The 26,375-nt window shown below is 57.3% G+C and carries 26 protein-coding genes; 8 read left to right on the top strand and 18 right to left on the bottom strand.

Annotated elements, in window-relative coordinates; translation table 11 throughout:
* Nucleotides 1–59: 59 nt before the first annotated feature.
* Nucleotides 60–2,018: a TniQ family protein gene (locus tag AC0L37_RS09030; protein ID WP_473315241.1), complete on the bottom strand. Its 1,959-nt coding sequence runs from the start codon at nt 2,016–2,018 to the stop codon at nt 60–62.
* 4 nt (nt 2,019–2,022) lie between these two features.
* Nucleotides 2,023–2,874 carry a hypothetical protein gene (locus AC0L37_RS09025; RefSeq protein ID WP_282221370.1) on the bottom strand — a complete coding sequence of 284 codons (852 nt, stop codon included), beginning with the start codon at nt 2,872–2,874 and terminating at the stop codon, nt 2,023–2,025.
* Between the two features lie 264 nt (nt 2,875–3,138).
* Between AC0L37_RS09025 and AC0L37_RS09020 the strand changes: the two genes are divergently transcribed.
* A complete protein-coding gene (locus AC0L37_RS09020) occupies nt 3,139–4,584 on the top strand; it encodes an AAA family ATPase (RefSeq protein WP_282221371.1) in 1,446 nt (481 codons plus the stop codon).
* 261 nt (nt 4,585–4,845) lie between these two features.
* Here the strand turns inward: AC0L37_RS09020 and AC0L37_RS09015 are convergent, their stop codons facing one another.
* Together AC0L37_RS09015 and AC0L37_RS09010 are read right to left on the bottom strand one after the other, a co-directional pair.
* Nucleotides 4,846–6,966 (bottom strand): histidine kinase dimerization/phosphoacceptor domain -containing protein, encoded by a 2,121-nt coding sequence (locus AC0L37_RS09015; protein WP_282221372.1) that lies wholly within the window; start codon nt 6,964–6,966, stop codon nt 4,846–4,848.
* A 20-nt stretch (nt 6,967–6,986) separates the two neighbouring features.
* On the bottom strand, nt 6,987–7,520 hold the full coding sequence (locus AC0L37_RS09010; protein WP_282221373.1) for a biliverdin-producing heme oxygenase: 534 nt from the start codon (nt 7,518–7,520) through the stop codon (nt 6,987–6,989).
* Nucleotides 7,521–7,730: 210 nt separating this feature from the next.
* Here AC0L37_RS09010 and AC0L37_RS09005 point away from each other — a divergent pair, with 210 nt between their 5' ends.
* Entirely contained in the window at nt 7,731–8,081 is a 351-nt protein-coding gene (locus tag AC0L37_RS09005; RefSeq protein ID WP_473315231.1) for a hypothetical protein, read from the top strand.
* Between the two features lie 239 nt (nt 8,082–8,320).
* On the opposite strand, the gene AC0L37_RS09000 is transcribed toward AC0L37_RS09005, so the two are convergent.
* From AC0L37_RS09000 to AC0L37_RS08970, 7 genes are all read right to left on the bottom strand, one after another.
* Entirely contained in the window at nt 8,321–9,025 is a 705-nt protein-coding gene (locus AC0L37_RS09000; RefSeq protein WP_282221375.1) for a DUF421 domain-containing protein, read from the bottom strand.
* Nucleotides 9,026–9,549: 524 nt separating this feature from the next.
* Entirely contained in the window at nt 9,550–9,687 is a 138-nt protein-coding gene (locus AC0L37_RS08995; RefSeq protein ID WP_282221376.1) for a hypothetical protein, read from the bottom strand.
* A 9-nt stretch (nt 9,688–9,696) separates the two neighbouring features.
* Nucleotides 9,697–10,590, bottom strand: coding sequence for an SDR family oxidoreductase (locus AC0L37_RS08990; RefSeq protein ID WP_282221377.1), 894 nt, complete (start codon nt 10,588–10,590; stop codon nt 9,697–9,699).
* Between the two features lie 210 nt (nt 10,591–10,800).
* Nucleotides 10,801–12,411 (bottom strand): malto-oligosyltrehalose trehalohydrolase, encoded by a 1,611-nt coding sequence (treZ, locus tag AC0L37_RS08985; protein WP_473315227.1) that lies wholly within the window; start codon nt 12,409–12,411, stop codon nt 10,801–10,803.
* A 101-nt stretch (nt 12,412–12,512) separates the two neighbouring features.
* Nucleotides 12,513–12,722, bottom strand: coding sequence for a DUF2934 domain-containing protein (locus AC0L37_RS08980; RefSeq protein ID WP_282221379.1), 210 nt, complete (start codon nt 12,720–12,722; stop codon nt 12,513–12,515).
* 407 nt (nt 12,723–13,129) lie between these two features.
* Nucleotides 13,130–13,900: a hypothetical protein gene (locus tag AC0L37_RS08975; RefSeq protein WP_282221380.1), complete on the bottom strand. Its 771-nt coding sequence runs from the start codon at nt 13,898–13,900 to the stop codon at nt 13,130–13,132.
* 148 nt (nt 13,901–14,048) lie between these two features.
* Nucleotides 14,049–14,501: a hypothetical protein gene (locus AC0L37_RS08970; protein ID WP_282221381.1), complete on the bottom strand. Its 453-nt coding sequence runs from the start codon at nt 14,499–14,501 to the stop codon at nt 14,049–14,051.
* A gap of 72 nt (nt 14,502–14,573) precedes the next feature.
* Here AC0L37_RS08970 and AC0L37_RS08965 point away from each other — a divergent pair, with 72 nt between their 5' ends.
* From AC0L37_RS08965 to AC0L37_RS08955, 3 genes are all read left to right on the top strand, one after another.
* Complete coding sequence (locus AC0L37_RS08965; RefSeq protein ID WP_473315223.1) at nt 14,574–16,388, top strand: ATP-dependent nuclease; 1,815 nt, start codon at nt 14,574–14,576, stop codon at nt 16,386–16,388.
* On the top strand, nt 16,385–17,653 hold the full coding sequence (locus tag AC0L37_RS08960) for an ATP-binding domain-containing protein (protein WP_282221384.1): 1,269 nt from the start codon (nt 16,385–16,387) through the stop codon (nt 17,651–17,653). The genes AC0L37_RS08965 and AC0L37_RS08960 overlap by 4 nt, the downstream gene beginning before the upstream one ends.
* 451 nt (nt 17,654–18,104) lie before the next feature.
* Nucleotides 18,105–18,728: a hypothetical protein gene (locus AC0L37_RS08955; protein ID WP_282221385.1), complete on the top strand. Its 624-nt coding sequence runs from the start codon at nt 18,105–18,107 to the stop codon at nt 18,726–18,728.
* A 201-nt stretch (nt 18,729–18,929) separates the two neighbouring features.
* Here the strand turns inward: AC0L37_RS08955 and AC0L37_RS08950 are convergent, their stop codons facing one another.
* The 4 genes from AC0L37_RS08950 to AC0L37_RS08935 form a co-directional block, all read right to left on the bottom strand.
* Complete coding sequence (locus tag AC0L37_RS08950; RefSeq protein ID WP_282221386.1) at nt 18,930–20,060, bottom strand: MFS transporter; 1,131 nt, start codon at nt 20,058–20,060, stop codon at nt 18,930–18,932.
* The gene (locus AC0L37_RS08945; RefSeq protein WP_282221387.1) at nt 20,057–20,578 is read right to left on the bottom strand and encodes a TetR/AcrR family transcriptional regulator; all 522 of its coding nucleotides are present in this window, start codon (nt 20,576–20,578) and stop codon (nt 20,057–20,059) included. Before AC0L37_RS08945 ends, AC0L37_RS08950 begins: the two co-directional genes overlap by 4 nt.
* Before the next feature lie 286 nt (nt 20,579–20,864).
* Nucleotides 20,865–21,305 carry a thermonuclease family protein gene (locus AC0L37_RS08940; protein ID WP_282221388.1) on the bottom strand — a complete coding sequence of 147 codons (441 nt, stop codon included), beginning with the start codon at nt 21,303–21,305 and terminating at the stop codon, nt 20,865–20,867.
* Between the two features lie 443 nt (nt 21,306–21,748).
* Nucleotides 21,749–22,018, bottom strand: coding sequence for a hypothetical protein (locus AC0L37_RS08935; RefSeq protein ID WP_282221389.1), 270 nt, complete (start codon nt 22,016–22,018; stop codon nt 21,749–21,751).
* Between the two features lie 208 nt (nt 22,019–22,226).
* On the opposite strand from AC0L37_RS08935, the gene AC0L37_RS08930 reads away from it, so the two are divergent.
* Nucleotides 22,227–22,619, top strand: coding sequence for a hypothetical protein (locus AC0L37_RS08930; RefSeq protein ID WP_282221390.1), 393 nt, complete (start codon nt 22,227–22,229; stop codon nt 22,617–22,619).
* Here the strand turns inward: AC0L37_RS08930 and AC0L37_RS08925 are convergent.
* Nucleotides 22,616–23,377 carry an SOS response-associated peptidase gene (locus AC0L37_RS08925; protein ID WP_282221391.1) on the bottom strand — a complete coding sequence of 254 codons (762 nt, stop codon included), beginning with the start codon at nt 23,375–23,377 and terminating at the stop codon, nt 22,616–22,618. The genes AC0L37_RS08930 and AC0L37_RS08925 overlap by 4 nt on opposite strands.
* Nucleotides 23,377–23,688 (bottom strand): hypothetical protein, encoded by a 312-nt coding sequence (locus tag AC0L37_RS08920; protein WP_212658036.1) that lies wholly within the window; start codon nt 23,686–23,688, stop codon nt 23,377–23,379. The genes AC0L37_RS08925 and AC0L37_RS08920 overlap by 1 nt, the downstream gene beginning before the upstream one ends.
* Nucleotides 23,689–24,101: 413 nt before the next feature.
* Here AC0L37_RS08920 and AC0L37_RS08915 point away from each other — a divergent pair, with 413 nt between their 5' ends.
* Together AC0L37_RS08915 and AC0L37_RS08910 are read left to right on the top strand one after the other, a co-directional pair.
* Nucleotides 24,102–24,572: a hypothetical protein gene (locus AC0L37_RS08915; protein ID WP_282221392.1), complete on the top strand. Its 471-nt coding sequence runs from the start codon at nt 24,102–24,104 to the stop codon at nt 24,570–24,572.
* Between the two features lie 235 nt (nt 24,573–24,807).
* A complete protein-coding gene (locus tag AC0L37_RS08910; protein WP_282221393.1) occupies nt 24,808–25,155 on the top strand; it encodes a hypothetical protein in 348 nt (115 codons plus the stop codon).
* Nucleotides 25,156–25,326: 171 nt separating this feature from the next.
* Here the strand turns inward: AC0L37_RS08910 and AC0L37_RS08905 are convergent, their stop codons facing one another.
* Nucleotides 25,327–26,349: a DUF2927 domain-containing protein gene (locus AC0L37_RS08905; RefSeq protein ID WP_282221394.1), complete on the bottom strand. Its 1,023-nt coding sequence runs from the start codon at nt 26,347–26,349 to the stop codon at nt 25,327–25,329.
* Nucleotides 26,350–26,375: the final 26 nt, after the last annotated feature.

The following is a 26,375-nucleotide window of genomic DNA, read 5'->3' as shown; positions in this document are numbered from 1 at the left end:
CGCTCGAGAGGCACTGAAAACGGAATGCACGCGTCGCTCGGTGACAAATTGTCCCAGGACTACTTCACCGGGGGCGACGGGCGCCGTGGCCACGATATGCGCCCGGACGACACTTCTGACCGGCTCCAAATCGAGATCGCTCTCTGTCGAGGCGAGCCACTCATATAGGCGACCATACCATTTTTGGGACCGGCTCCGCCGGTGAAATTTGAGCTTAACTGCAGATGGGTGAGGAAGTCGGTCAGGGCGTCGACACCGTACTTAACGATGTCAAAGCCCGCCGACCCCGCCTGCGCCCAGTCGTGTTCGGTTAGCGACCTAAGGCTGGGCGTGCGACCGAACAATATAAGCACACCGATCACCTCGCACAGCTTTGCAGCGAGCCAAAAAGGCAGGGTGTCCAACCAGCCGTTCATCGTCTTGTGCTCCCCCGCTATCCTCTCCAGTAGATAGGCTTCGTAGTCGGACGCCTTTCGATGCGCGACACGCTTAGCCGCCGTCTCAATCTGATCGAAACGGCCATCCAACTGGGACAAAAAATCGAAAGCGCAGTGGTTGTTGGCCGCCGCCTTCAGGTCGAGAAGCGGAACGGAGTGGAGCGAGCACGTCCTGATATGCACCACCTCCCATGCCGAACGCTGATACATATCCAGCCCATTTCCGAAGCGGCCGGTCTCCGCGTCCTGGATAAGGCAACACGGGCATACTACCGCTGAATGGCGTCGCAGAGCAGGGCCCGTCAGTTCCTGCCCGGCCAGTGTGAAGTTGCGCCCGGCTGTCCGCCGAAGAGCGGAGTGCGCGAGCTGTTCTGGGGCCACGTCTGTCAGAGCAGCAAGCGAGGCCAGGGCGAGGTCGGTACCATCTCTGATATCGGAGAACGGTATGTCCATGTCGTGGGCGAAAGCTCGCGCGTTAGCGCAGAAATTACGGCGCGAAAGTGACGACACGAACGAGGTCAAGCTCTGATCGGGGCGGTGATCGACGATTAGGGCAAGGCGACTAGTAATTTGTCTTCTCCTTTTCGGTGCCTTGCGCTTGGGCCTGATCTCTTCGTCGACCTCCGGTTCGTCCTCGTGCATGGTGGGCCGCAGCATGCGAAAATTGTCGACGACGAACACGTTCAGCTCCTCCTCCCGATCCATATTCCGGTGGTAGGCATGTGCGAGGTTCATGCGTCGGAGAGAGTCTTCACCAGCCAACATAGCCTCTTCGATGCCGTCCATGGCGCGAGCGAAGGTCAAACCCAACTGGTAGTCAGCGGAGTGTACAAGGCGCAGGTAGTCCTCATCTTCCAAACCGTTGTACAGTCCGGCCTTGTCGCAGAATGCGTTCACCTGTTCGATGACTGCGTCCAGATCAGTCTCGACGTCGACAGGAGGGATGGTAATCGGAAGAAAACGGCGGTTCGTCTCGGCCGACTTCATTCGACGCTTGAGCTCGTAGGTTCCGGTCAAAATCAGGATCACGGGATGATCGGGGCGGTCCATGAGCCCCTTCATCGTCGACAGGATCTGGCGAGCGTCATTCGCAGTAGCGGAAATGAAGATGTCATGGACTTCGTCGTAGTGAATGGCGATGGTCCCGAGCTCGTGGATCATGCTGTCGGCGGTAGGCCAATAGTCCCTCTTTTCGTTGAAGTTGACGGTCTTGTAGCCTAGGGCGCGGACGGTCTGAAATCCCGCGGACCGAAGTCGTACTGGGCTTTTCAACCGCAGACTTATAAATTGCTTGTCTGACTTGGTTGCGTTGTGAAGCTTCGGGTGCGGGACGACATGTCGGTCAATCAGACGCGACTTTCCGGCACCCGAGTCCCCATAAATCACCAGCCCCATCTTCTCTCGACTGCCCGGCTCCCGCAGGTTTTGGGCGCGGTTGGCCAGCAACGTGGACAGGTGCTGTTCGATGCGGGCGTCAATATCTGTGCGAACGTGCATGGTCCTAACGGGCTGCATGCGGTCGACGACTTCATTGACACGAACTTCAGGGTAGTAGGGGAGAGGGGAGTACGAGAAAGACATGGCTTTACTTCGAGGTTGACCATTTGGATTTGCGTTTGGGAGGCGACTGGACGGCGGGATGCCTGTCCGCGTCGCCTTCGGCAGAAAGCGGGCCAGATCCCGTCGGCAACGTGTCGTCCTGCTCGATAGCCTGAACTGTCTCCCCAATGGGCAATGAAGCCTCGTTCGGCACAGGATCGGCGTAACGGATCCGCTTGAATAGGCCCTGCTCGAAGTAGTCCAGGTCGGTCGTCGAATAGACCGTCGACACAACAGTTGCACGTTCTGCGGCCGCATCGTTTTTCTCGATGATCCGGCCCAGTGCCCGATAAGCTATTGACCGCGGCACTATAGAGTTGGCAGCGTACTGCTGTCGCAGGACCTTGGTCGTCTCGATCCAATCAACCGCGCGCGTGCCTTCCAGTGTTTTATCGCGGGCAGGCAAGGCATAAGCGATTTCATCAATGACGATCGAGATGGCGCCGAGATTGGCCACGTCCACCATCACAGTTGCAAGATCAGTGTTCCGCATTTTTCGCAGGAGACGCAGACCCTCCGGGCTATCATCGCGATAATAGTTTCCAAGAACCTCTACACCTTGGGGGGTAACAGCGCGCTCCAATCGGACGCCGAATGCGGTGCGCCGACCGTGGCTATCGCGCCAAGGGCGGATGCCGAACTTGTCTTCGGCATTAGTCCACGCCTGCGCTGGAGTGAGTCCGCCGAGCCCTTCATGCTCGGTTTGGTGGTAGATATCGACCACCCAGGTCACTAGTATCCATGCAAGTTCATCGACCGTGAGCGACGCGTTGCCTTCGCTGTCATAATCACCGCGCTTTATGATATCGGAGAATGTCTTCCCTTTGAGACGAGCCATCAGCCGCGTGGCTACGGTGCGGAAGATCCGCTCGACTATCGGCCGCAACCATGCAGCGCCGGCGATTGGGTTTTCGAATGTAGCCCGTGCCTCTGACACCGCGGCACGCATCTCGGCGGAAATGTAACCGCCGTCTGCGACAACGGTGTACAGGCCAGTGCGCTGGCTCCAGGCAGTCTCACACCCCGCCGCTTTGATGGGGACACGCCAGCAATTTTTACCGGCGTAGATCTAGATCTGACCCTGCCAAAGCTGACCAACCAAATGCTGCAATTGCTCTTTGAGGCTTCACACAATGAAGTCCCATCTCAGCTTGGCAATTTTACTTTGGCAGAGGAGCTGACGATAGAGGACTTGGTCTCACATATTCGTCTCGGTAGGGGCGCAGCCGACTGTCTTGCAGGGCTAGAGAAATCAGTTCGTGCTCGCCGTGTAGTACAGCCTGCCAGTGCGATATTGCTCGACGATCTTGCAGGATACGGCGAAGCCAAAACCTGGGGTCTCGAGCTCAGCGCTGACATGACTGATTGGCGGAAGGGTCTTATAACCTGGGGCGATGTGGACCACCGGGCAGTCGTGCTCACTGGCCCGCCGGGAACTGGCAAGACCTCGTTTGCATCTGTGCTCGCTGCCACCTTGCGCATACCGCTAGTTGCGACCAGCGTGGCGGAATGGAATGGTCGAGATCATTTGTCCGGCGCCCTAAAAGGCATGCAGGCGATTTTCGACCAGGCGATTGCTCAAGCGCCATGTGTGCTGTTCATCGATGAACTGGATGGCATATCGAGCCGAAATGCCGTTGGGGGCCACTACAGCGAGTACTGGATACAACTAGTCAATCGGATGCTGGAGCTCGTCACAAAGGCTCTTCTAACCGAGGGCGTTGTGATCGTAGGCGCCACTAATCATGTCGAACGAATTGATCCGGCCTTACTGCGGTCGGGCCGCCTTGATCAGGTCATCCGCATTGAATTGCCTGACGCTGAAGCGATTGCCCAGATTTTGCAGCGCTATGTAGGTCTCAGTATTCCTGTCCCTGAACTTCCAGATTTAGCCGAGCGCCTCGTCGGCCAGTCGGGCGCGGATATCGAAATGTTAGTTCGAGCAGCCAAAGCCGGGGCACGCAGGGCAGGGAGGATGTTCTCAGCTGGAGATCTAAACGCCCAGATCAAAGACCCGTTCGAAGGAATGCCACCTAACGATCGCCGTCGGATTGCCGCTTACCGGAATGGTCAAAAAATTGTCGCTCAGGTCCTGGGGCTCGCAGACATGATGCCGGGCCATCGACACCAAAACCTGCGAAGCCTGTTGGGCAACGGGCTATCCAGCGAACGACTTCCGACCGAACAAGTTTGCAACGACGTCCTCACAGTCATTCTGGCTGGACGAGCCGCGGAGGAAATCGTGTTCGGTGATGTGTCGTTATTCGGGACGGGGAACTCGGAATCCGATCTAGCCACTGCAACTGCCGTTGCAAGAGAGCTGGAGTTGAAGACTGGATTTGGCGAAATGGGAACCGTCTATCTAGGCGACATCGACGAGAGGTCTGCGCTGTCACCTGCGATCACAGCGGCTGTCCGGAGACGGATTGAGTCTGCTCTGAACAGAGCTAGCTCGATATTGCTCGACAACGTGGGTGAACTAGATCGGAGCGAACGAAATGCTCAACAGAGCCGGTTGGACAGCGAATGTTCTCAAATTCTCCATTGACCAGCAGTCCGCAAGAATTGGCATTGCTAGGTGTCTGATCTGGGGCCGATAGCGGACCGGCGGCTTTTAGGACCTGAACGACGAAAGCTGACGTTAGAGCGCTGCGCTAAAATGCCTTAAGTGATTGCGCCCATTGCTCAACCTAGCGAGCTGTAGCTAACAAGCTGGCTGCCGTTTCACAGACGGAGTTTGAACGGCCACAAAAGGCCGGAACAAATGTTGGGACCGGACACCTCCCCAGGGTCAGAAAAACTTACAACATTACGCCTCGTACCCACGGCTTTGTATCGGAGCGACGACGACAGCCCGGGTACCTGGAGAATTGTCTTCGAACTCGATACTGCCCTTCAAATTGCTCACCAGTGCACTCAGCATTCTGGTGCCAAAGCCGGTTCCATTGACCGGGCCGGAGATGCCCTTGCCGGAATCAGAAATGGTCACCCGCAGGTTTGATCTAATCTGTTCGATCTTGATCGTCGCCGACCCGGGGCGCCCGTCATAGGCGTATTTGGCAAGGTTGGTGAAAAGCTCATTGACCACCAGCCCGACGGTAACGGCGTCGTCGGTCTTGATCAATACCGGGGCCAGATCAAGGTGGAGATGGGGCCCCCATTCGCTGTCCATGGTGGCCAGGAGCTCAGCAACCAGTTCCCCGATATATCGGGACAGATCGATGATTTCGACGCTATCGTCCTGATAGAGCCGCCGGTGGGCAAGTGAAACGGCCATCAGTCGATGCTCAGCCTGTTCAAGGCTGGATTTGACCTCCTGGGAAGCGCCGCGCCCCTGCATGCGAAGAAAGGTGGCCACCAGCGACAGGCTGTTCTGAACCCGGTGATTAACCTCTCTCAACAGCACGTCCTTCTGCTGCATCAGGCTGACATTGTCATTGAGCGAGCGGCTCAGTTCGCTATTGAGCAGGCGGATCCGGCTATTGTTGCGGGCCTCGTGCAGCGAACGCACAACGCGCCCTGCAGATTCGATCTGTGCCAGGTTCCAGTCTTCCGACTTGCCGCTGACCTGTTCGGACCATTCGTCAAAGGATGCGCGGGGCGTGAGTACCGTGTTGGGGTCCTGCGCGCCCTCCTTGTGCGGATTGCCTGCCCACTTGATGGTCTGCAGGACTTCGGCGCGGAACCACATCAGCACAGTTGGCACATCGGTGGCCATTTTGACCGCAATCAATCCACTGGCCTTGTCCTTAAAGGCCATGGCCGGAGGAAATTTTGCAGATAGTTGACGGGTCACCACAGGCTGGCTCGAACTGATCGCGCGGACATAGTCGCTGATGGCGTGGATATCGTCGGTCGCGGGGCAGCTGCCAAACTGCACCAGCTTGTCGCCCTGCAGCACCGCAAAGCCATGGGCATTGAGCAGTTCAGCCAGATCCCGTCCGGTTCGGGCAAAGAACTGGCTCAGGTTGCTGTCCTCGCCGACCAGTCGGAGGATTCTGTCCTCCTGCGCGCGCAATGCGATGCGCTCGCGATAGAGCTCGCTATCTTCGCGCGCCTTGATCACCCGCGCCAGATTGGAGGCCATGTTCTGGCAGGCCAGGCGGATGTTGAGCGGCAGCGGCCGCGGCTGGTGGTGATGGCAGGCCACCAGCCCCCACAATATGCCATCCTTGACGATAGACATTGAGGCTGACGCCGCCACGCCCATATTCTTGAGATACTGAATATGAACCGGAGAGACGCTCCGAATTGTCGAGTCACTCATATCGATCGTTTGCAGATCAGAACTGGCGCTGACGACTGGCGAGGGCTGATAATGCACATCAGCAATGACCCGGACCTTGTTGCGGACGTAGAGGTCACGCGCCTGTTTGGGAATGTCAGTGGCGGGGAAGTGGTGGCGCATGAAGCTGGGCGAATTGTCAGCGATGCTCTCGCCCACGACAACTCCGGCCTCATCGTCGACGAACCGATAGACCATCACCCTTCCATAGCCAGTCAGGCGCTGAAACACGCGCGACGCTTCATTGGCCAAATCAAGTAGCGAGGTCGCCCGGTCCAGTTGGGCTTCAAGCGCATCAAGCTCAGCGAGAAACGCGCCGTCCGGTGTGTGACCATCGGCTTTGCCGGTCAGCTCGACAATAATGTGCGCCCCACTGGCATAGGCCACCGCATCCCATGATGAGTTGGCGAACACGAGCTCGCCAAGAACCTGAATGCCCGTTCCGGGCAATGAATCCTGCACCACCTGACAGTCGATCCCGACCAGCTCTTCAAGCGTGCGGCCCAGAATTTCTGAAGGGTCGGCCAGCTCACCGGCGCAGCCTACGACCTGACCTGAGCGCGGATCGGAAATAAGCATGATGCCGTGAGGCTGAATTGAACCCGGGATGTGGATGGGCTCCAGATCACAGCTGGTCAGGTCCATTTGGTTCGTCTCGTCCAACACTAACTCCGATAGATTTCCAGTGCTCTTTCAAAGAGCACTTGCGCGCTCGCCAAGGCAGCCGACCGGTCGAAGGCTGGTTCGGTGTCGGCTGCCTCCAAAATCGCTAGGAATGCGGGCCAACGGTGCATGTCTTCAACCTGGATGGCAAGGTGCCGTGCACCGAATTCGGCGCTGAGGCCAAGGGTTTGCGCGCGCCGGAAAAGCAATCGCGCTCCCACGCCGGAGCCTTCGAGAACATAAAGCGCCCCCAATTTGGTCGACCAGTCGGGCAGTGCAATCGGGGCAAGAGGCTGAGGAGCCGATGCAATCTTCAAATCATCCATATCCGCTTGCATCGCCGCTACGAGAGGCAATACCGGCCAGGCGGCAACCGCGTCGCACTCAGGCTCGACAAGGCTGCGAAACAGATAGCTGTTCAGGACGAAGGATCGATAGCTCTCGATATCGTGGAATGGGCCGATTGCCGCGTCGAGGCGGGCATGGCTTTCCGCGGTGTGCTCGCGCAGGGCAGCTCTCAAACTGTTGGTACTCAAGCCGCTTCCCTGAAACAGTCTGACACAATTCCAGACAATCGATGTCAGATCCATCCAACCACGCCAAGGGTGTAATGAGAGCCGTGGGCATTTGGCCTCTAGTGCACCAGGTAAACATCGACCAATTGGGCGCGGAGTTGGTCCGGGCGTCTTGAGAACGGTTGGACGTGATTGCGAACTGGGGTCGGAGTAGCGGCGAAAACCCGCGAAGTGCTTTGGGATCGCCCCTTTGGCTCGGCCCGCAAGAATGGCCCCTTCGGCATTCCGTCCATGTTGCCGATCGATATCTGCACGCCGACCAATGGCGGAGGCGTCATCGCGGCGTCGGGCCTGTTTTTCATTGGGGCAGCCACCGACGACATCTTCCGCGCAATCGATATCCGGACCGGCGAAGAGGTCTGGCAGGTCGCTCTGCCGGCCGGGGGGCAGGCAACGCCGATGACCTATAAGGCCCGGGGTCGCCAGATCGTGGTGATCAATGCCGGTGGTCACGACTTTATGGATACCCCGATCGGGGATTACTACATCGCCTACGCGCTGCCCGAAGATCTCGCCAGATAGCACCAATCGGAACGGTAAGGCCGGCTTCCGGCCTTGCTGGCCTGCATCCGTGCATCACCACCCCCGGACCATGTCCGGGGTGGTGTCGGTTTGACACCGTTCTATTGGCAATTCTTGGTGGTGGTGAAGGCCGTCATCCTGAGATGAGCATAGCGCGACTCCTGGATCAAAGACCGGTGGCTGCATCGAAATCGGTGCCCCGTGGGAGGGCTTGCCTTCAACTGGCTCGATTGGTGCTGTCAGCGCGTTGCCGGTGTCCAGCGGTCATGCCCGCAACGCAGGCAGGTGCCGGGGCCCTGGCCGACGCCCACCGCAATTGTGGTCCCGCAGCGACAGCAGGATAGATGCATCTGGTGATCCACGAGGTGATCAGCTGCGATCACCTGCGGCGCCACGATTTCCCATGGCGGTACAATGGGCAGGCCCCAGAGGGGCGTGCCGTCATGCTGAAAAATGCTCATGGCACCATTGGGCTCAACGAAGGCGCTGCTCACTTCGCCCAGTTGCTTGACCCCGGCTTGCCGCAATTTCTGGAAAATCTCGCTGGCGCCCAGTTCAGCATCGCCCGTGACTTCGCTCAGCACGCCCTGGTCAACAATTTGGCGCGGCTTGCCATCCACCAGCCGTTCGACGCGCTTATATCGCGCGATCAGCATATCCAGGCCGCGGTTGGCCAGCACGACAATGGTGATTACCGCCATGGCATGGAGTAGCGGCACATCGGGCTGGAACATGGGATCGCCAACGGCCGAGCCCAGCGCGATCACCAGAAGGAATTCGACGGTCGACAACTGCCCGATGGTCCTGCTACCCAGCCAGCGCAAAAGCAGCAGGCCATAGCCATAGACAATCAAGGTACGGAACAGGATTTCGAGGTAAATCCAGGCTCCCTGGTCGCCCACGAAAATCCGGATCAGATCAATCCCTTGTGCTGGTTGTTCCATTATCCGCGACTCTGGTTGTCAAAAACAACGGGTGGACCGCCCCCCGAATGATGGTCTGTGCCGCGAGTGAGATAAGGGCTGACGCAAATTATTCGGGTAGGGCTGGTTGCCTAACAAAGCCCTATGACGTCCCAGCAAATGCACAGTCGGATCTAGCGAACAGCTCCCGGAAGCGACGCTGGTAGACAATTGTGGTCTCCCCATTCACACCAAGTCTCTAGGCATTGGGGCCTCACGCCAAATAACGCTTTTGCAGCCCTCCGGTTTCCGTTCGCGTGTTCAAGGGCCCCAATAGGGCTTTCACAAAACTGGGGCTAAAGCGTAATTGGAGCTGGGGCATTGCAATTTCGATCGATGATGAAACATCCTGGTTTCCTTCTGAAATCTGAAAAAAAGCAGCGGCCCGAGATGGGCGCGGAGCGCGCCAAGTGCGGACCGCTACGGTGGCTCTGCGTCAAGTTTTTTTAACGAATAGCAGTTCCGGTAGAGGTGGAAATGTGATCGACCCGATCAACTAGCATGGGTCAAAATCCAAAAGCGCCACCCAACTCGGCATCAGTTCCCAGCGGCGCCGCGACCAGGTCGGAATGAAATACCTTGTCGCCGGTGCGCCCCGGATCGATATCGGCCCGCAGCTGTTCACCGGTTATTTCCATGTTCATACGACCCTCCTAGACCACTCCCTTGCCGCCGGTTGCGCCGAATACCTCACCTGTGATGTAGCTGCCTTCTTGGGAAGCGAGCAGCACGTAGATCGCAGACAGTTCAACTGGTTGCCCGGGCCGACCAAAGGCGCTGCCCTCGCCGAAGTTCCCGACCTTCTCTGGGAATTGTCCGCCGCTTGGCTGCAACACAGTCCAGAACGGTCCGGGTGCCACTGCATTAGCGCGGATGCCTCTTTCCATAACCTGGGCGGAAAGCGCCTTCGTATAGGCAACAATACCGGCCTTCGATGTTGCATAATCAAGTAGGTGCGCAGACGGTTCGAACGCCTGAATAGAGGCGGTATTGATGATAGCTGCGCCAGGCGGCAAATGCGGAAGAGCGGCCTGAGTAAGCCAATGCATGGCATAAAGGTTGGTTTTCATGGTCAGATCGAAATCTTCGCTGCTGACTTCAGCAACGGAATTGCGGGCTTGCTGCCGGGCAGCGTTAATGACCAGAATATCAAGCCCGTCCAGTTCTTCCACGGCTCGGGCTACAATGTCTTTGCAGGTCTGCTCCTGAGAAATATCACCCGGCAGCGCTACGGCTTTTGTGCCCGCTTTTTCGATATAACCCATGACGTCACTGGCATCCTCAATCTCGGCGGGCAGGAAGTTGATCGCCACATCGGCACCTTCGCGTGCATATGCGATGGCCGCAGCGCGGCCAATTCCTGAGTCACCGCCAGTGATGAGCGCCTTGCGGCCCAGCAAGCGCCCGAACCCGGCATAACTTTCTTCGCCGTGATCGGGCCTCGGCTTCATCTGGCTGACCAAGCCTGGCGGCGATTGCTGCTGACGGGGAAATGGGGGAGCGGGATACTGGTGCCTTGGATCCTGCATGGTGAAACGGTCTGTCATGATGGGCCTCTTTTCTCAGTGAAAAGGCCAATGCCTGAACCGGCGTCACGTTCCCAATCAGATCGGTCGTCCTGCATGCCGATCCGGAGATGCAACAGTTAAAGATGAGACATACCCAGCCCGGCTACGTAGTCGAGCTGCGGGCAAGATTGTCGAAATCGACGCCCTCCCATTTCTGTACCCGGTATGTGGAGGTGGGGGCTTACTGCATCATGTCAGTTTGCTCCAGGCGGCAAGGGCGTAGGGATCGCGCTGTAGATCGAAGAGCGCAAAGTCAGGCTCGCGCGCCCTTGGCGCATGCTGGCCTATTTCTCCAAAATTGAGATCGATGATCAACTCGCCCGCCTCAAACTCCCAGTGTGCAGTCAAGGCCTTTTCGCCGACGACATGAGCCGTACTGTGCTGGCGCAAGGTGGCGGTCAGGGGAAATATACAAGCCTTACGAAATGCGAGGACCTGCTGAGTGAGCCGCAGCCAGGCGTCAGCAGCAGGAGATGAGGACCAATCCAGCCGGGAGCGTTGGAAGGTCGCTGGATCTATCGGGTCGGGCACCGCCTCCCCAAGCGCGGCGATACCTGCAAATTCCCCGACGCGGCCATTGCGCAGGGCGTCAGCGAAGTCGCCTTCGTAGTCAGCGAAGAACTGGAATGGGGACAACGACCCGCGTTCCTCTCCCATGAATATCATGGGCGTATAGGGAGCCGTGAGCAACAAGGCATACGCCGTCTTTACGGCGTTTTCGTCGGCCAGCGTCAGGAGCCGTTCGCCCTTGGCGCGGTTGCCGACCTGATCATGGGTCTGGATGGCATTGATGAAGCTGGTGACCGGCAAGTAGGCGCAGTCCGAACCGCGTGGCGTGTCGCGCCCCTCTCGCGGCTGGCCTTCCTCGATATGGCCACGCTCCAGCGCACGGGCCAGATCTCCAATCGGGTCTTGTGCAAAGGAGACATAGTAATCCTGGCTCTCGCCTGTCAGGCTTGTATGCACCGCATGATGAAAATCATCATTCCAGCTGGCCGCATACAGCCCTGATCCGCGCAGCGTGGGCTCGTTGCGTTCATCCTCCACAATGAGATGAAGAGGCCTGCCCAGGTCCTGTTTCCGAACAGCTTCGCCCACTTCCATCAAGAACTTGGCTGCCCCTTCACCCCGGATCTGATGGACGGCATCGAGCCGCAGCCCATCGAGCCGGTACTCCTCCAACCACATAAGTGCGCAGTCGATCCAGAACTGACGCACCGCTTTTCGCGAAAAGTCGATGGCGGCACCCCACGGTGTGTGCCGGTCGGGGTCGAAGAATTCCGGTGTGATCGTGTGGAGATAGGCGCCATCTGGACCGAAGTGGTTCATGACCAAGTCGAGAACGACGCATATCCCATTGTGCTGAGCAGTGTTGACGAGATGCCTCAGATCGTTGGGCGAGCCATAGATTGGATGTGGCGCAAAGGGCAGTACTCCGTCGTAACCCCAGCCTCGCGACCCGGAAAACTGACTGACCGGCATGATCTCGATTGCGGTGAAACCGAGTTTTGCCAACTCGCCCATCTTGTCGGCCGCGGCGCGGAATGTTCCGGCCGGGGTGAATGTGCCTATGTGCAGTTCATATAGGACATATTCGTTGAAGGGACGCGCTTTCCATGAAGGTGCCCATTCGAAATCCGCGCCCGAAACTAGGCGTGAAGGCCCATGGACGTCTGAGACTTGCAGGCGGCTGGCTGGATCCGGATAGCGGATTTCATCAACGATGAAGCTGTAGTGTTCACCTTCTTCAGCAGAGAATGCGGTTTCCCAGAAACCGTCGTCGCCGCGATCCATGCGCATTGGCCGCCCTTTGCCGACCGCAATGGATACAGCGTTAGCAGAAGGCGACCATAACCTAGCCCGCCACTGCGCGCCTATTTGCTTTACACTCCAATGCGACATTAGAATTGGCCTCCTGGCAAAGCCAGAGGAGGCCTTTGAAGCATTACATCTGCTTCCCTTACCCTAAGGCGCCGCTCGAGAGCTCCAAACCAGTACTGTTGTTCCTGGCCATTGGGTTTCCCGTCCTGCTCCCATAGAAAGTATGCTGTGTGCCGCACCTTTTGTTGGAAAAGAGGGTCAACCCAGGGACCTTTGCCTGCTTTCTGCATCAGTGCTCTCCGAATGCATGCCTGTAATGCGGAACAGCGCGTTTCGCTCCATCGCAGGTCAGAATTCGGGTTAACTTGTCCGGTTCTCGCATGGAGTCGCCAAAACCTATCTGCCAGGTAACGGGCCATCATGAGATACCGAGGGGTAACAATCTCATGTCTGCTTTTGGCAGCGCTTGGTCAAAAGCTCATCTTCCGCTCCAGGCTCCCATTCAGCCGTTTATCGGAGTCCGGGCAATAGCAAGAATGGGGCCGGAAGCGGACTGACGGCATTTGGGGCGGTTGAGCCGTAAGCTGTCTTAGTCTGCGGTTTGGCCAGTAGTCGGCTAAGCGGCACTTTATGAGAGGTTGTATGGCTTTTCCCGCCGCACGGCGACCTACCAACCTATTCTCATACCCACCTTCAATTAACCGATTGCACCCTTGCTCAGAAGGTTTACTAACCACAAGCCAGCCTGGACTATTCCGACCAAAATTCCGACCACCGCCGCGAGGGCAGCGATCAACCTAGCCGGCCGACCGTCGAGAAGCCTGTCAAAGAAGTTTAACAGCCTATGGCCTGCGGTCCTGAGCTTGCCCTCTTTCATCCTGGTGATAACGAAACTGAAGAACCCCACCTTGGCAATTGTGGAGGCATTCATGCGGATGAAGTCCTTTGCCTTAAAAGCCTCGGACTCTTCGGCGCCAGTTAGAAACCCTTGCACGCGTGGCCCATTCAGTTCCATGAGCGATGTCATGCGCGGGTCAGGAGCGTAATCAGATCCATAACGATCCTTCAGCAGATCGTTAAGGTTATGGCGGACTTCGACCGGAATGCTCGGTGGCTCGTTGCCCGTGAGGACTCGATATCGATGCTCTAGGTGCTCGAAGCCAAAGGTGATGTTTCGCATGTTCCAATGTACCCAGACCATGGACCGCCGATCTCTGACAAATTCATAGAATTGGGAGAGCATCGTGCCTTCGATCTGGTCATACTTCTCCTCGACCTCATCGAGGCCAATGCCGAGCGTCTCGGCAACAGTGTGTGTGGCGAAACTGACCGTCTGGCCGCTGACGTAATGCCTAACGACAACGGAGGTGATCCTTGGGGAGAGCGCACCGACCTCGGCGTCGTACAGCGATTGCGATGAATAGTGAATGACATAGATCCGCGTGGGATCGTTCTTGAGTAACTGCAAAAATTCTCTAGATCTCGACATTGCTCAAGAAAATCCGAACCAGCCCATCGTCCTCAGCCCGCGATCATTTGGCAGCATTTGCCAAAATGAAAACTTGCAAGGTCACTTCTATACGGCATGTGAGGTACTCTCGAGGGTGAATGGGTCGTCAGCTACGTTTGGCCTGCAGCAGGCGGCAGGCCAATTGCCGCTCGCCAGCTTTAACGGCAAAGGCCTCCGTAACGTCGAACCAGCCTTCGTCGTGTTCCGATCCATGGTTTGCGCCCATGCACGAGCACTGACATTCATGCCCTTTCGCATGACGGCAATTGTAAGCACAGACTTCATGCTCCCGATAGGGTTGGATAATATAGACCTTGCCGAACGACCTGAGGGCCGCGTCGACAAAGTCATCAAACCACGACTTTGGAACCTCCCAGTAATAGGTGGGAGCTCCAGACCACATTGGATGGTGCCGGCCCAGCTTTTCGAGCCACGAATAGCCGGGCGAAAGAGCCAATGGTATTCTTAGCCGCAGTCGTTCGCCGGGGCCCGTTCGACGCAGCACGACAGGGATTTTTCCCTGACGCCAGACTTCCCCCAAGCTGCCGCCAAAATCCATCGTAATTGCCCCCCACAAGGCATTGCACAACAACCCCAGCCTCTCGTAGCCTCGTTCCGGGGGCAGGACAAGATGCGAATCGCTACATTAAGGATTGAGAACTTTCGCGGTATTCGCGAGGGGGCAGTTTCTTTTGCAAACCACACGGTCTTTGTCGGCGCAAACAATGCGGGAAAGACGACAATCCTTGAGGCGTTGGCGCTTCTATTTGGTCGCGATCGAATGGTTCGCGCCCTAACGGAACACGACTTCTTTGGGAGTAATCCAGAAGCGCCTGACAGAATCCGGTTGATCGCCACGCTTGTGGACTTTACCGGTGACGATCCTGCTCAGCATCTGGATTGGTTTCGTGATGGCAGGGGTATCCCGAAGTGGTGGAACTCTGTCGACGACAGCGTCCACCCGCAGAGGGCCGATCCGCAATGGCGCCTTGCCTGCCAAGTGGCGTTTACGGCTAGATTTGACCGGCACAGCCTTGAGGTCGAAACAGCTCGATATTTCCATGATGACGATGGGGTAGGGGACGTGTTCACCGACGACGTCGCCATCGCATTTCCAGGTCACCTCGTCCGCGAAATTGGCCTGTTCCTCGTTCCTGCTTCTAGAACATGGGACAGGACCCTTTCTTTCGGATCTGAGCTCTTCCGTCGGGTAGTGGCGGCGGGTGGCGGTCAACCTTCAGCGTCAGTTCTCGGTGAGCGCGATCGTCTGCGTCAGCCAGAAGCATCACTCGAAAACGACGAGAACCTCTCCCCAATTGTTGCCCGGCTGAACGAGGAACTGCAGGGATTTTTCAGGGGTATGCCTCGCCTTCATCTTCGTGTCACCTCTACCGACAGCGACGGTCTCCTGGAGGCGGTCATACCACACTACGCAAGGGAGGACATGGCACTGCCCCTTCCAGCCAGACGCCATGGCAGCGGAATGCTGTCGCTGCAGCATTTGTTGCTTCTGTTGCAGTTTGGCCGGATCCGCAGTGAAAACCATGAAGGTTTCTGGATGGCCCTTGAGGAGCCGGAACTGCATGTGCCGCCGGCGATGCAGAGGCGGCTTGTAAGCCGCATCCAGTCCCTTTCCACGCAGACCTTCGTCACCACCCACTCTCCCATGGTGGCGGCGCTGTCCGATCCTGCCGGCGTTCAGATCGTGCGAAACGACAATGGGGTGCTAACCACAGTGCCATTGCGCGCTACGACGATGCCGGCGAATACCCCGAACAGCATAAGGAAGCTTTTCCAGGTCAATAGGGTCGACACCATAGCAGCCATAATGCACGAATTTGTTCTGGTTCCTGAGGGCCGGATGGATTTTGAATTGCTTGGGCTTTTGTCTAAAGCGGTTGATCTGCATCAGGCATGGCAGGCGCCGCAGAACTGCAGCTTCGGGTCTTATGTCGGCATTGTTCCAACCCACGATAGCGCTGTCGTTGCAACGGTCGAGGCGCTTCGGGAACTTCACCCCAAAATCGCCGCCCTGGTCGATGGTGATGCCGCCGGCCTAGAGTATGTGCAGAAGCTATGTGATGCTGGCCAGCCAAACTCTGGCGTCATAATCCGATGGCCGAACGAATGGACCATAGAAGATGCCATCGGCTGGGTCGTCGACGCCAATCCGGAAGCTTGCATCGCTGACATAGTCATGGAAAACCCGCCTGCGACATGCGCAGATCTCGTCCAGCGCCTCAAGTCGCCAGACAGACCGGCGGGCGGCCTCAAAACTGATATAAGCAGCTATGAAGCGGTCGTCGATGCGATCGGGTCGATCAATGCCTGCAGGGCGAGAGCGCTCGACCTGCTCGAAGGTCTTGTAATCGTTCAACGGAGGCAGCCCACCGCCCGGTTTGCTCAGGATCCGAACAATCAAGCTGTGTGGATTTTCCAACCGTGACCCTTTCGGCTCTAGAAGGAGCTGCCGGGTGTGGCAAGACCTATCGGCTGATGGCGTTGCTAGCCGACAGGCTCAGCAATCCTCAGCTAGCGGTTGGGCAACGTGTCTTAGCCTTAACCTTCATGCATGGAGCAAGGCGACGCTTGGCGGACAGGCTGGCCTCAGTTCCGGGACTGAACGGGAGGTTTGAGTGCAGCACAGTCGATGGGTTTGCTTGGCGGCTGGTTAGGCGATGGCGAGGCCTTGCAACTGCGCTCAACATTCCTGATTTGGCGGAGAGTGAGTTTGATGCCGTTTGCGATGCCGCAGGAGCCTTGTTGGAACAGGATGGGGTAGCATCGTGGGTGGCGGCCAGCTTCCCAGTCATCCTGGTCGATGAAGGGCAAGATTTGCACCCGGAGCGGTTGAGAATACTCAAGGCATTGACCGCAACCACCGATGTCTTCGTGGCCGCTGATGAGTTCCAATGTCTTTCATCGGATTTGCGGCCGAATCCCTTGGTGACCTGGATTAACGAGGCAGCAGAACCAGATGTTTTGACGCAGGTGAGGCGCACCAATGTCGGAGGACTTTTGAACGCAGCGACGGCCATCCGAAGCGGCCAACCTCCGGTGAACTCGGGTCAACACTTCAAGATTTTTGATGGGAAGAGTGTCCCTCTCGCTTCCACATTGGCAAGCAATGCAATCGGCTGGAACTATAACACACAAAATGTCGCCATTATAACCCCGTCGAGATCGGGAGGATTCGCCCAACAGGTTGTTGACCGCGTCGTGTCCACAGCGTCAAATCAGGGGAATGGCCCTTACTCCGTCGTCTGGGAGGGGTCTGATGACGATGACAAGCGGGTCATCCTCGCCGGCTTGGAGATGAGCGACGAGGCAACAGCGCTCGAGACTTTTCTCGCGCTGCAGGCAATGCCTAACGTTGGGCCGGTCAAACACGCTAGGCATTGGGTGCTTCGACAGATTAGTGCTGTGGGGCGTGTTGGATTCACTAGGGTGGAGATAGAAGAGGTAATCGGGCGCTTTGTGACGCTTCGCCGTCAGCAGGGAGGAAATGCCCCACGGCGCTTCGCGGCGATGACCGTGCACCAAGCGAAAAACCGCGAGTTCGATGGCGTTATCGTCCTTTGGCCATTTTCGGTTGCAGGCGACGCTGACCAGAAGCGCCGCCTTCTGTACAACGCGGTCACTCGGGCGAAGCGTTGGTGCACAATCATCGTTCAGGGCGCTTCGATCCTGACAAAAGCGCCCTTCGCATAGCCGTTCCATACCAATTTTGGACCGGCCAGCCCACTAGGTGTCCGCTCAGACTAGAACATCGGCGCGTGCTGTGAGCTACTCGGTGCGCCCCTTGGCGGTCTGCCCATTGGCAAAGGCGCATGCGATTTAGAACTGCTTTCGGATTGTCCGCTGAAGAGCGGACAGGCTGTTAACCACACCGATCTGTTCATTCAGCTCTCGGTCCGGCAATGTCCGCTTTTGTGCGATCGCAAATGCTTGAGGAACGTCCTGAATGGGGCGCGTTTCTGCCCGGCAGCAGCCGACCCCATATCTGCCGTTCGGCCCCTGCCATCATCGTCCAAATACCAGGCGGCGTTGGAGTGAAAGATAATAGGGCCGCCGCAATGAAAGCTGCATTTCGCCGGTTACGATAAACGGAACATCAATCGACAGGTATTAAGCCCTTTTGCAGATTGAGAAGGGATTCGATATGTCCAGCACTAGGGCAACATTTGGCAAGCGAAACGCAGCCCCGATATTGCAATCGCAAGCGTCTGCCCCTCACCGCACTGGTATGGTCACGTGGGCATTCGGCGGACTTGCGGCCCTTTTAGTCGCTGCTGGTTTTTTTGTGTTCCAGTCTTCGCCAAGCTCTAATTCAAAGCTCCCCTCCAACGCAGCGGACAATGTCACATGGTTAGAGGAAAGCGCTAAGCTCTTAAAGGGAAGGTCGTTCGACGCTGCCGAAACGGCCGATATTATGGCCGAGAGCTTCGCAAAGGCATTTGTCGGGATAGCTGAACGGCACCCGGAGGATGCCAGAAACCACCTGGTGGCCGGTTTGCATCAGTGCCTTCCGCCACAGGCTCGGGTGAACTGGACCACGGCCCCCGTCAAGCAGTTGGCGGCGGATGTGGTATTGAAGAGCTTTGCCCTGATATCCGAGGGCATGGACAATTCGGAGAAGAACCGCGTATTCCGGGATTGGGTATTTCAGGCGGAGTCCGAGCGTCTGAACAGCTCTGAGAGCGCTCAATTCCGTGGTCTGATGCGGTCCGGACTATACGAAGGCAGCACAATGGTTTGCGCCGTGCTGAATGGGGTCAATGGCTGACCCCTCGCGCGGTAAATCTGAGGCCGCACCGCAATAGCTCAAAGGCTAGCGTCCGCTTTCCGACGTATCTGCGCAGAGGCTCTCAGTCCCCTTTGCTGCCCGTCTGAAACCGACCCCTTTACGGTCGTTCATCCACCTGGAATATCGTCGCAAAAGCAGACTATGCGGAACACCGCCGATTGGTTGATGGCCGCGGCGCGCTCATGCTCGACCGGAGGCGAACCCGGGTCGGACCACCCCTGCCAACAGCGCGAAGGCGGCATAGGCAATAATCGCGGTTTGCATACCAGGGCCACCCATCAGCAGGCCAAAGATTGGCGCGCCGACGGTCTGGCCGATGGCGAGCGTCAAGAAGCCAATCGTCAAGCCGGTAGCAGGTCGGTCTGGCAGGGCACGGACACCCCAGACGAGATAAACGCCGGTCAGCATCACGTAAGCCGCGCCGAAAAGCGCTCCGCCCGCCAATACTACGCCGGCGATTGCCAAGCCGGACCCGACCGCGACGATTGTAGCCGCCAGGATACCGCAGAACAGGAGGTGGACGCGCCTCAGACCGAAGCGTGACATGAGGCTGCCCGCCCACGCCCCTGCGATGCCGCCCGCGCCAATGCAGCTCCACAAGATAGCGGTTTCGGTTGTTCCCCAACCCAGGCTTCGCGATACGAGCTGCCCGCCGAAAGACCATATCGCGGTGCTTGCCACACCGGCCAGAAACGTGGCGACGATGAGACGCCCGAGCGGCCCTGTGATCCTCGGCAGACCGCCTGAGGGACGGCTGTCGCGCGAGGGAGGCAGAGCGAGAGCGGCGCCAATCGCAAGAGCGATCGCCATTCCCGCGAAGACCGCGAATGTCGTGCGCCATTGCCCGTTCACGGCAAGGGCGATCGGGCCGGAAAGGGCGACGCCCGCGCTCGTTCCCGCATTGATAATCGTATTTGTCGCATCCTGCCGGTCGGGGCGCACGGCAGCAGCCACGGCAGCCGCCATAGGCGGAGAGGCGAGACCCGTGCTGGTCCCAGCCACAATTACGGCTACAGCCAAGAGTGTGGGCGACGGCGCCAGCGCGATCCCCGCCATGCCGATCGCGGCCATCGTCGCCGCCGCCATCGCCACGGTGCGCGCGCCGAACCACTCGGTCAGGGCGGCCGCAGCGATGATGGCAATACAGTAGCCCGCAAACGACCCTCCCGAGATCACGCCGCTCAGGGATGGGCCAAGATTCAGCTCGGCGTCGATCTGCGGCAGGAATAGGCCAAATGCGAACCGTGCGAAGCCGTAGCACAGCGCAATCAGGCCAAAACCGGTCGCGCCGATCCGAAGCGCCGGGCTCATCGTCGCGCCTCCACCAGAAGACACGCGGCGGAGCGGGCAGATGATACGGCCGCTACGCCGCGATACACCGCAGCGTGCGTCGCTCCCTCGGCCAGAACCAGGATCTGTTCGGCAAGAACCTGGTCGTCGTGGCCGAGGTCCACGGCGACGATCTCATGGATCCGTCTTCGGAAGGCCGTCTTGTGCGCGGTGACAGCCGCAGCGATTTCGGGCGTCTCGCCTCCGGTTTCGGCCAGTGAGCGTAGGAACAGGCATCCCCGCGCCCCCTCTGCCCGCACCCAGTCCCCAATCGCGGAGAAAAGCGCATCGACGCTTTTCACCTCTATGCTTTCCATGAACCGACGGTCGCGCGTCGCGAGGACCCGGCCCATGAGCGCCGCCTTGCTACCGACATGTTTGTAGAGCGTCCGGCTCGACATACCGGCAGCCTGCGTCAGCCTGTCCATTCCTGTCGCAGTATAGCCGTTTCTGTCGAAGAGCCGTTCGGCGGCGAAAGTCAGCGCATCGGTCTTATCCATGGACATCGGTATAAACGACCATCGAGCCAATGTAAAACGATCGTTTTACATTGCAGATCGAGAGTTTTGCCAAATTCCTGGGTCCGAACGCTGAGAATCCTCCTCCGACTACCGCTCAGCCTCGACCGGACGGTCCGAAACCGGCCGGGCTTGAACCTTCAAGATTGTTTCCGCTTTCGGCCATTGCTCGCTTAAAAGCTGCCTGTCCGCAAACCACCCCAATTCAGACCTAGCGCTTATAGCAACTAGGTCGCACGTTTGAATTTTCCAACCTTCCAAAACACTATCAACACCAGAATTCGTCTCCGTCAGGCCAACGACGTGCCAAGCCCTCGCTGATCAAGATGTCTCCGACATCTCTACCGTTGATACGGATGGTCGCAAGTCTGCGCTTGCTTCTGGTGCTGTCCAGTCCGAAGCGCTCGATTGTCCAATCATTGTGGTTGAGCAGATCAAGAAGCCTTGAGCTCGCTCTTATTGCCAGTGCGACTTCGCGTCCGCCACCACAGATCTGCGTTTGCGGCTCGGGTGTGTCGAAGTCTTTCAGACGAATGTTCTCGCCATCGAGCCAGAGGGTGTCGCCATCCACGACACAGGTCTTGTGCGCTGTGTTTGGTCTGTTTCCGCACATCTCCAGATTGGAATAGGACTGTGCAGAAGCAATCGAGGGCACCAACGCGGAAATGGCAAGAATGCAACCAGCTATCCATGGTTTCTGTCGCGACATACTGGCCGTTCTCCTCATCGGGCAACTGATACTCGTTCACCAAGTAGCGGCAGACCAGTTTCAAATTCTTAAACTGCTCGTATACTTGAAAAATAGCTAAGCCACAGCATTGTCGGCCTAGTGAAGGGGGATGGGTATGGTCAGTAATGGGTTACGCGTTTTTGGCTTAGGATGTCTGGCAGTCCAACTGGTACTGGTCAGCCACTCTGTCGGGCAGGAATGTCACCCCAGCTATGAAGGCAAATGCGTGCCAATAGCCAGTGACGTCGATTGTGCAGGTGGATCGGGAAACGGGCCAGCATATGTCAGTGGGCCAGTTCGCGTGGTTGGGCCCGACGTGTACCAGTTGGATCGTGATGGCGATGGCTGGGCGTGTGAGCGGGGCTAACCAAGGGGCAGGGGTGCCATTGTCTCAAGCCACACATGGTGGCAGTTTGAAGTGGTCACTCCAAGTCAGGAACGTCGCCGTCCTGAAAGATCACAACCGGATCTCCGAACACACCATTGACCAGGTCCGCTGTCCGAGACCAGGCAATCACACCAGCATAGGTGCCCAGTGCTGCCATCCGTCGCGCATCCATCTTGGCCTTGTCTTCTGACGGCACCTCTCGGGGCTCGAAAGCGGTTTGCAACTCGCCTTCTTCGTCGCGGATAAATGCCAGCAGCACGATCAGGCTGGTTGGTTTGATATCCGGCTTCTGAACCGTCAGCATGTCAGTTCTCCCATCACATTGACACGGATCCCTCTCGACTCTTGTCGCGAAGAATGAGAACAAAATAGGAACTGCTGCCTGTTGGAGTCAATCTCGATCGATGTCGTCACAACCTGTGACCCTGTCCAAAATGGGCCAAAGAGTGATCCGCGTGCGCTGCGATGAATGTAGCCGCCGTGGCGCATATCGGGCTGACAGACTGTTGGGCATGGTGGGCGATGTCACCGGACCTGACACGCTCAGGGCAATTGGCAGGCTCGGCAAATGCCGCAAAGCCTTGAACCCGCCAGATATCAATTCGATCAACTATGCGAACGATCGATGCCAGATCCGTCTTGATGAGCCGCAGGGCCGCATTCCGCCAACAATTGGCAAGGCCATGCATGAGAAATGGCGTGGCTTCATCGAGTGCCAGCGGCACCATCAAGGCCTCAAGCAGGCAAAGCCCTGTGGGGTAGAGGCCGAGCTTGACCTTCCAACGCTGGTAGCGGTGCTGGGCTACAATTTCGAGATCAACAGGTTGGCAGCCAAGCTCAATGCACCATGCTGTGGTGGCCGAATGTTCGGGCTGAGATGGTATGTGCCTGAGGATGACCTTTAGGCGCCGTCCTGTTTGACGCCAACAGCCACGATATCGAGTACGCCATCGGGCAGGGGGCGTTGCAGCTGGATGGCTTCATCCTTGGGCGCCGACAGCCATATCTCGACCTCTTCAGGTTTGGTCAGAATAACCGGCATGGCCTTGGGGTGGATGGCCCCGACAACGTCGTTGGGCTCTGAGGTCAAGAAACCGAAATAGTCCGCTGTTTCGACTCCGGTTTTGACCTTGCGCACACTGGTCCACCCTTCGACCCAGATGCCTGCAAAGAAGGCCAGTGGCCGGCTTTCATCCAGGGCAAACCAGGTGTCGCCCCGCTTCTTGCCATCATTCATGGTGCCATCGAACTCTGAGAACGATGTGAAGGGCACGACGCATCTGTTCTCGACACCCATCCAGCGGTTCCAGTGCTGGTTCCAGCGGCCTTTGACCGGATCAAAGATGTTGCGCACATTGGTTGTGCCGCTATCTGGCTCGAGCTTGAGCAATTCGGCGAAGTCCACCACTTGCCCTTTATCTTCAAGCTTTGCCGCGCGCTTCTTGGCGCTCTGCATCAAGGCGAACTGGCTGGAAGGCATGCCCCAGCGAACCTTGGCCAGCTCGCGGCCAATGGCGGTATTGCGCACGATGGGCGCTGCATAGTCTGGAAAGATGCCCGGCTGAGGTTCGAGATTGCCAACACTGTCGTGGATGCGGTTGACCTCTTTGACGAAGTCGATGATCGCCTGCCGATTACTGGTGTGGGAGTAGAGATTGCACATCAGTCAAAACCTTCAAATTCGGCCAGCTCGCCCCATTCGGGCTGCCAGAGTTCGCGCTCTTCAATGGCGATCACAACACGCTTGAATGCCCAGATTGTGCGCAGGGATTCTGCGCGGCGAAGGGCATCGTCGATAGAGTAGGGGCCTTCCATCGAACCTCTGACTTTATCGCCTTGGGTAATCCAATCTGGCCAATAGACGCTTGCTGTCAGCTCCACCGGATCAAAGCCCCTTGGCGGCGCCCCAATGCCAACTGTGATGGCATCAAATGCCACCTCATCATCATCGGTGGTCCACTGGTAAACTGTCATGCAGGCTCATCGTGACTGATTGTAGAGATCATAGCGGAAGACATTCTATTGCCCGGGCAGAATAGTGAGCTCAATCGATGCCACCAAGGTGCAGCGCAGCACATAGCAGTGCGCGGCAAATGAGCTTCTCAGGTCTCAATCCAACTCAGCGCCAACTGATGAACTGCGCGAGCCCGTGCAATGCCACTGCAACCACGATAGCCAACATGAGACTGGTAGTGTCCGTGTCTCCTTGGACTAGTGGGCCGAGCAAACCCACGCTGAAGACCGCGACAGCGAGGCCGTTCAGGAACTGCGACGCCACGCGCTTGCTATCTCGCCCTTTTGGCATTTTGATCTCCTTACCCTGCTGACAGAATACCAGCGCCAGTGGCGGGGGGATTTGAGGGACAAGTCTTCGAGGAGAGACGGCCATGAAGGCACAGGTCGATCGAATGACCGCGGAGCTGTCAGAGCGATTTCGGCACTATGCGCGTGACCTAAAAGTTCAGTTGTGGAGCGAGAACGGCCAGGTTGAATTTCACACCAGTTTCCGCTTGCGCCGTGATCAGACGGTCCAGGATTTCAAACTGAGTTTACCAGCTGAGCTGGGCCGAACGGATGCCGAACGAGCCATGCTTGTGGTTGGTATTTTCTCGCTCATTAGCCAACGCATCCGCCAGGCGATCGAAAATGCTCCCCACATAAGCGCGCCAGCCAGTCGGCCGCCTGATACCGGTCCCAAGATGGCGGAACGTCACCGGCTAATAGCGAAATTGCAGCGCGATCTCGATGGGTTTCGAAAGATTCCAGAAGCACGACGGGAAGCCGAGTGTGCCGATGAACGAGAGCAAACTTGCCGCGCATTGCTGTGGGAATTAGGCGCAGGGGAAGGCAACCAATAGGTTTGGACCTCGACAGCTATACAACATGACTTCAGTGGGGCAGCTTCGCGCCCCATTTCAGCCGTTAGGGCGGGCTTTTCGATTTCCTGAAAGCGGACGGTCCGGTCGTTGTCTTGCCGGCGTCCGAAAGGGGGTGGATTGCAGACTGGCTGCTTTTAGCTACCATGGTGATCAAGCTGCCGTCGATAAGGGCTCGCTGCGCTTGCTTGGGCGTCGACAAACGGAAGGAAATTCAATGTTCGCGATCATTTCGGATGGTCAGATCCTTGGGTATTCCGAATTAGAGCAAGGTGATCCACCAATGGGCGTCGCCTTCGGCCGCTTCACTCCCGCCGAAGGTTTCGACGCGTTCGTCCGCACAGTTCCCCCGGACATCACCGATGGAGACCGCGTGCAGATATGGAATAGGCTCGCGGCGAGGACCTCCCAAGGCGTCGTGCTCCAATGTGCCGGCGTCTGTATCCGCTACGACCTCAAAGATAAACATACTTGCGAGGTCGAGGTGCTGGGGATCAGTTCACCTCCATACGACGAATTGTTTCCACACCACGTCGAGGCTTACGACCTACTGTTTCAGCCCTAAAGGTCGGCAAGCAAGTCCGCTTTTGGGAGCCTGACGACCAATGTCCAAGGGCCGCAATGGGGGTCGATTGTTGAACATCCCCTCACGTTGACATCGAACACGCATTCACAATACTGGCGGTAATCTCAGGGACAGGCGGGAGCCCGCAAGCGCTGCTCGTGACCGTCCAATTCATTCATTTGGCTGTCCAGTGCCTAGTATTGCTCCCAATTTGCCGATTACCTCAGACTGACTCATGCCAGCTTGCAATTTTATATTGTTGTGCAGGTCCCACATCGCCCAATCGAGTTCTGTCGGAATTGAATAAACGTCGTCATCGTTGAATATAGAGTAAGATCCGAAAACAAGATCTCCAGGAATACCAAATGTCTGCATGATCTCTTCGTAGAGACAAGCATATAGCCGATCGCTACTGGAGTACTCTATGAAAACGAAAGCCTTCCCGATGAAGTACTCTCCATTCCCGTGGCCATAGGCGAGACCGAAACAAGAGCGATTTAACGGCGCATTCTGAGCAAAGCTACCAAAAGTCGCGAATGCCTTTTCGCCCAACTTTCGAACTGATTCAACAATCTCGTGACGTGGACCGACGTAAACTGTGATTGAATCGTCGAAAAACTCATCGGCGTCTTCTGCGGAAAGAGATAAAATAGACTTATATCGACTGGGCTCAACGAACACCAATTCCAATAGCGGCGAGTGTTCGTCCAAAACAGATGTCACGGCTCTCACCGCAGCCAACGTTTCTTCGATCGGAGCAGGCGCCAAGGGCACTGTGAGTACGCTTATTGGTCGGCCAACAATGCGCTTCTTTAGGCGATCTACGCTTAACTCTATACCTTCAAATTCCGATGTAAAAGCAACATCCAGGTAGCTCCTTTGAATGTCGAAATTCTCAGCAATAACCGTTGTCGTTCCAAACAGACCAAAAATCAAAATGGTCAAAAAAAGACGCCGCGTGATCCACAGGGCCTGAATACAGATTTTGACTTGCAAGCCGAAACTCCCTCCAGTTGAGTGGCTGCGGACATCCGCTGCTAGTGACACCGCATACAACAGGATGCGATCATCGGCCTTGTGCTTCACTCCTAGTTTATCTGACGAGTGCAACAGGGGCGACTGCAGATCGGCACATTCGGGGTGGAGAGCGGACTGGCTGCTTTCGGATATAACTCTTGCCAAACGGACACTCACCGCCAAGCATCTCATGCCGCACTGAC

It is taken from the genome of Devosia sp. J2-20, from assembly GCF_055808475.1.
The sequence above is the reverse complement of the archived record's forward strand: the minus strand, read 5'-3'. Positions and strand labels throughout refer to the sequence as shown.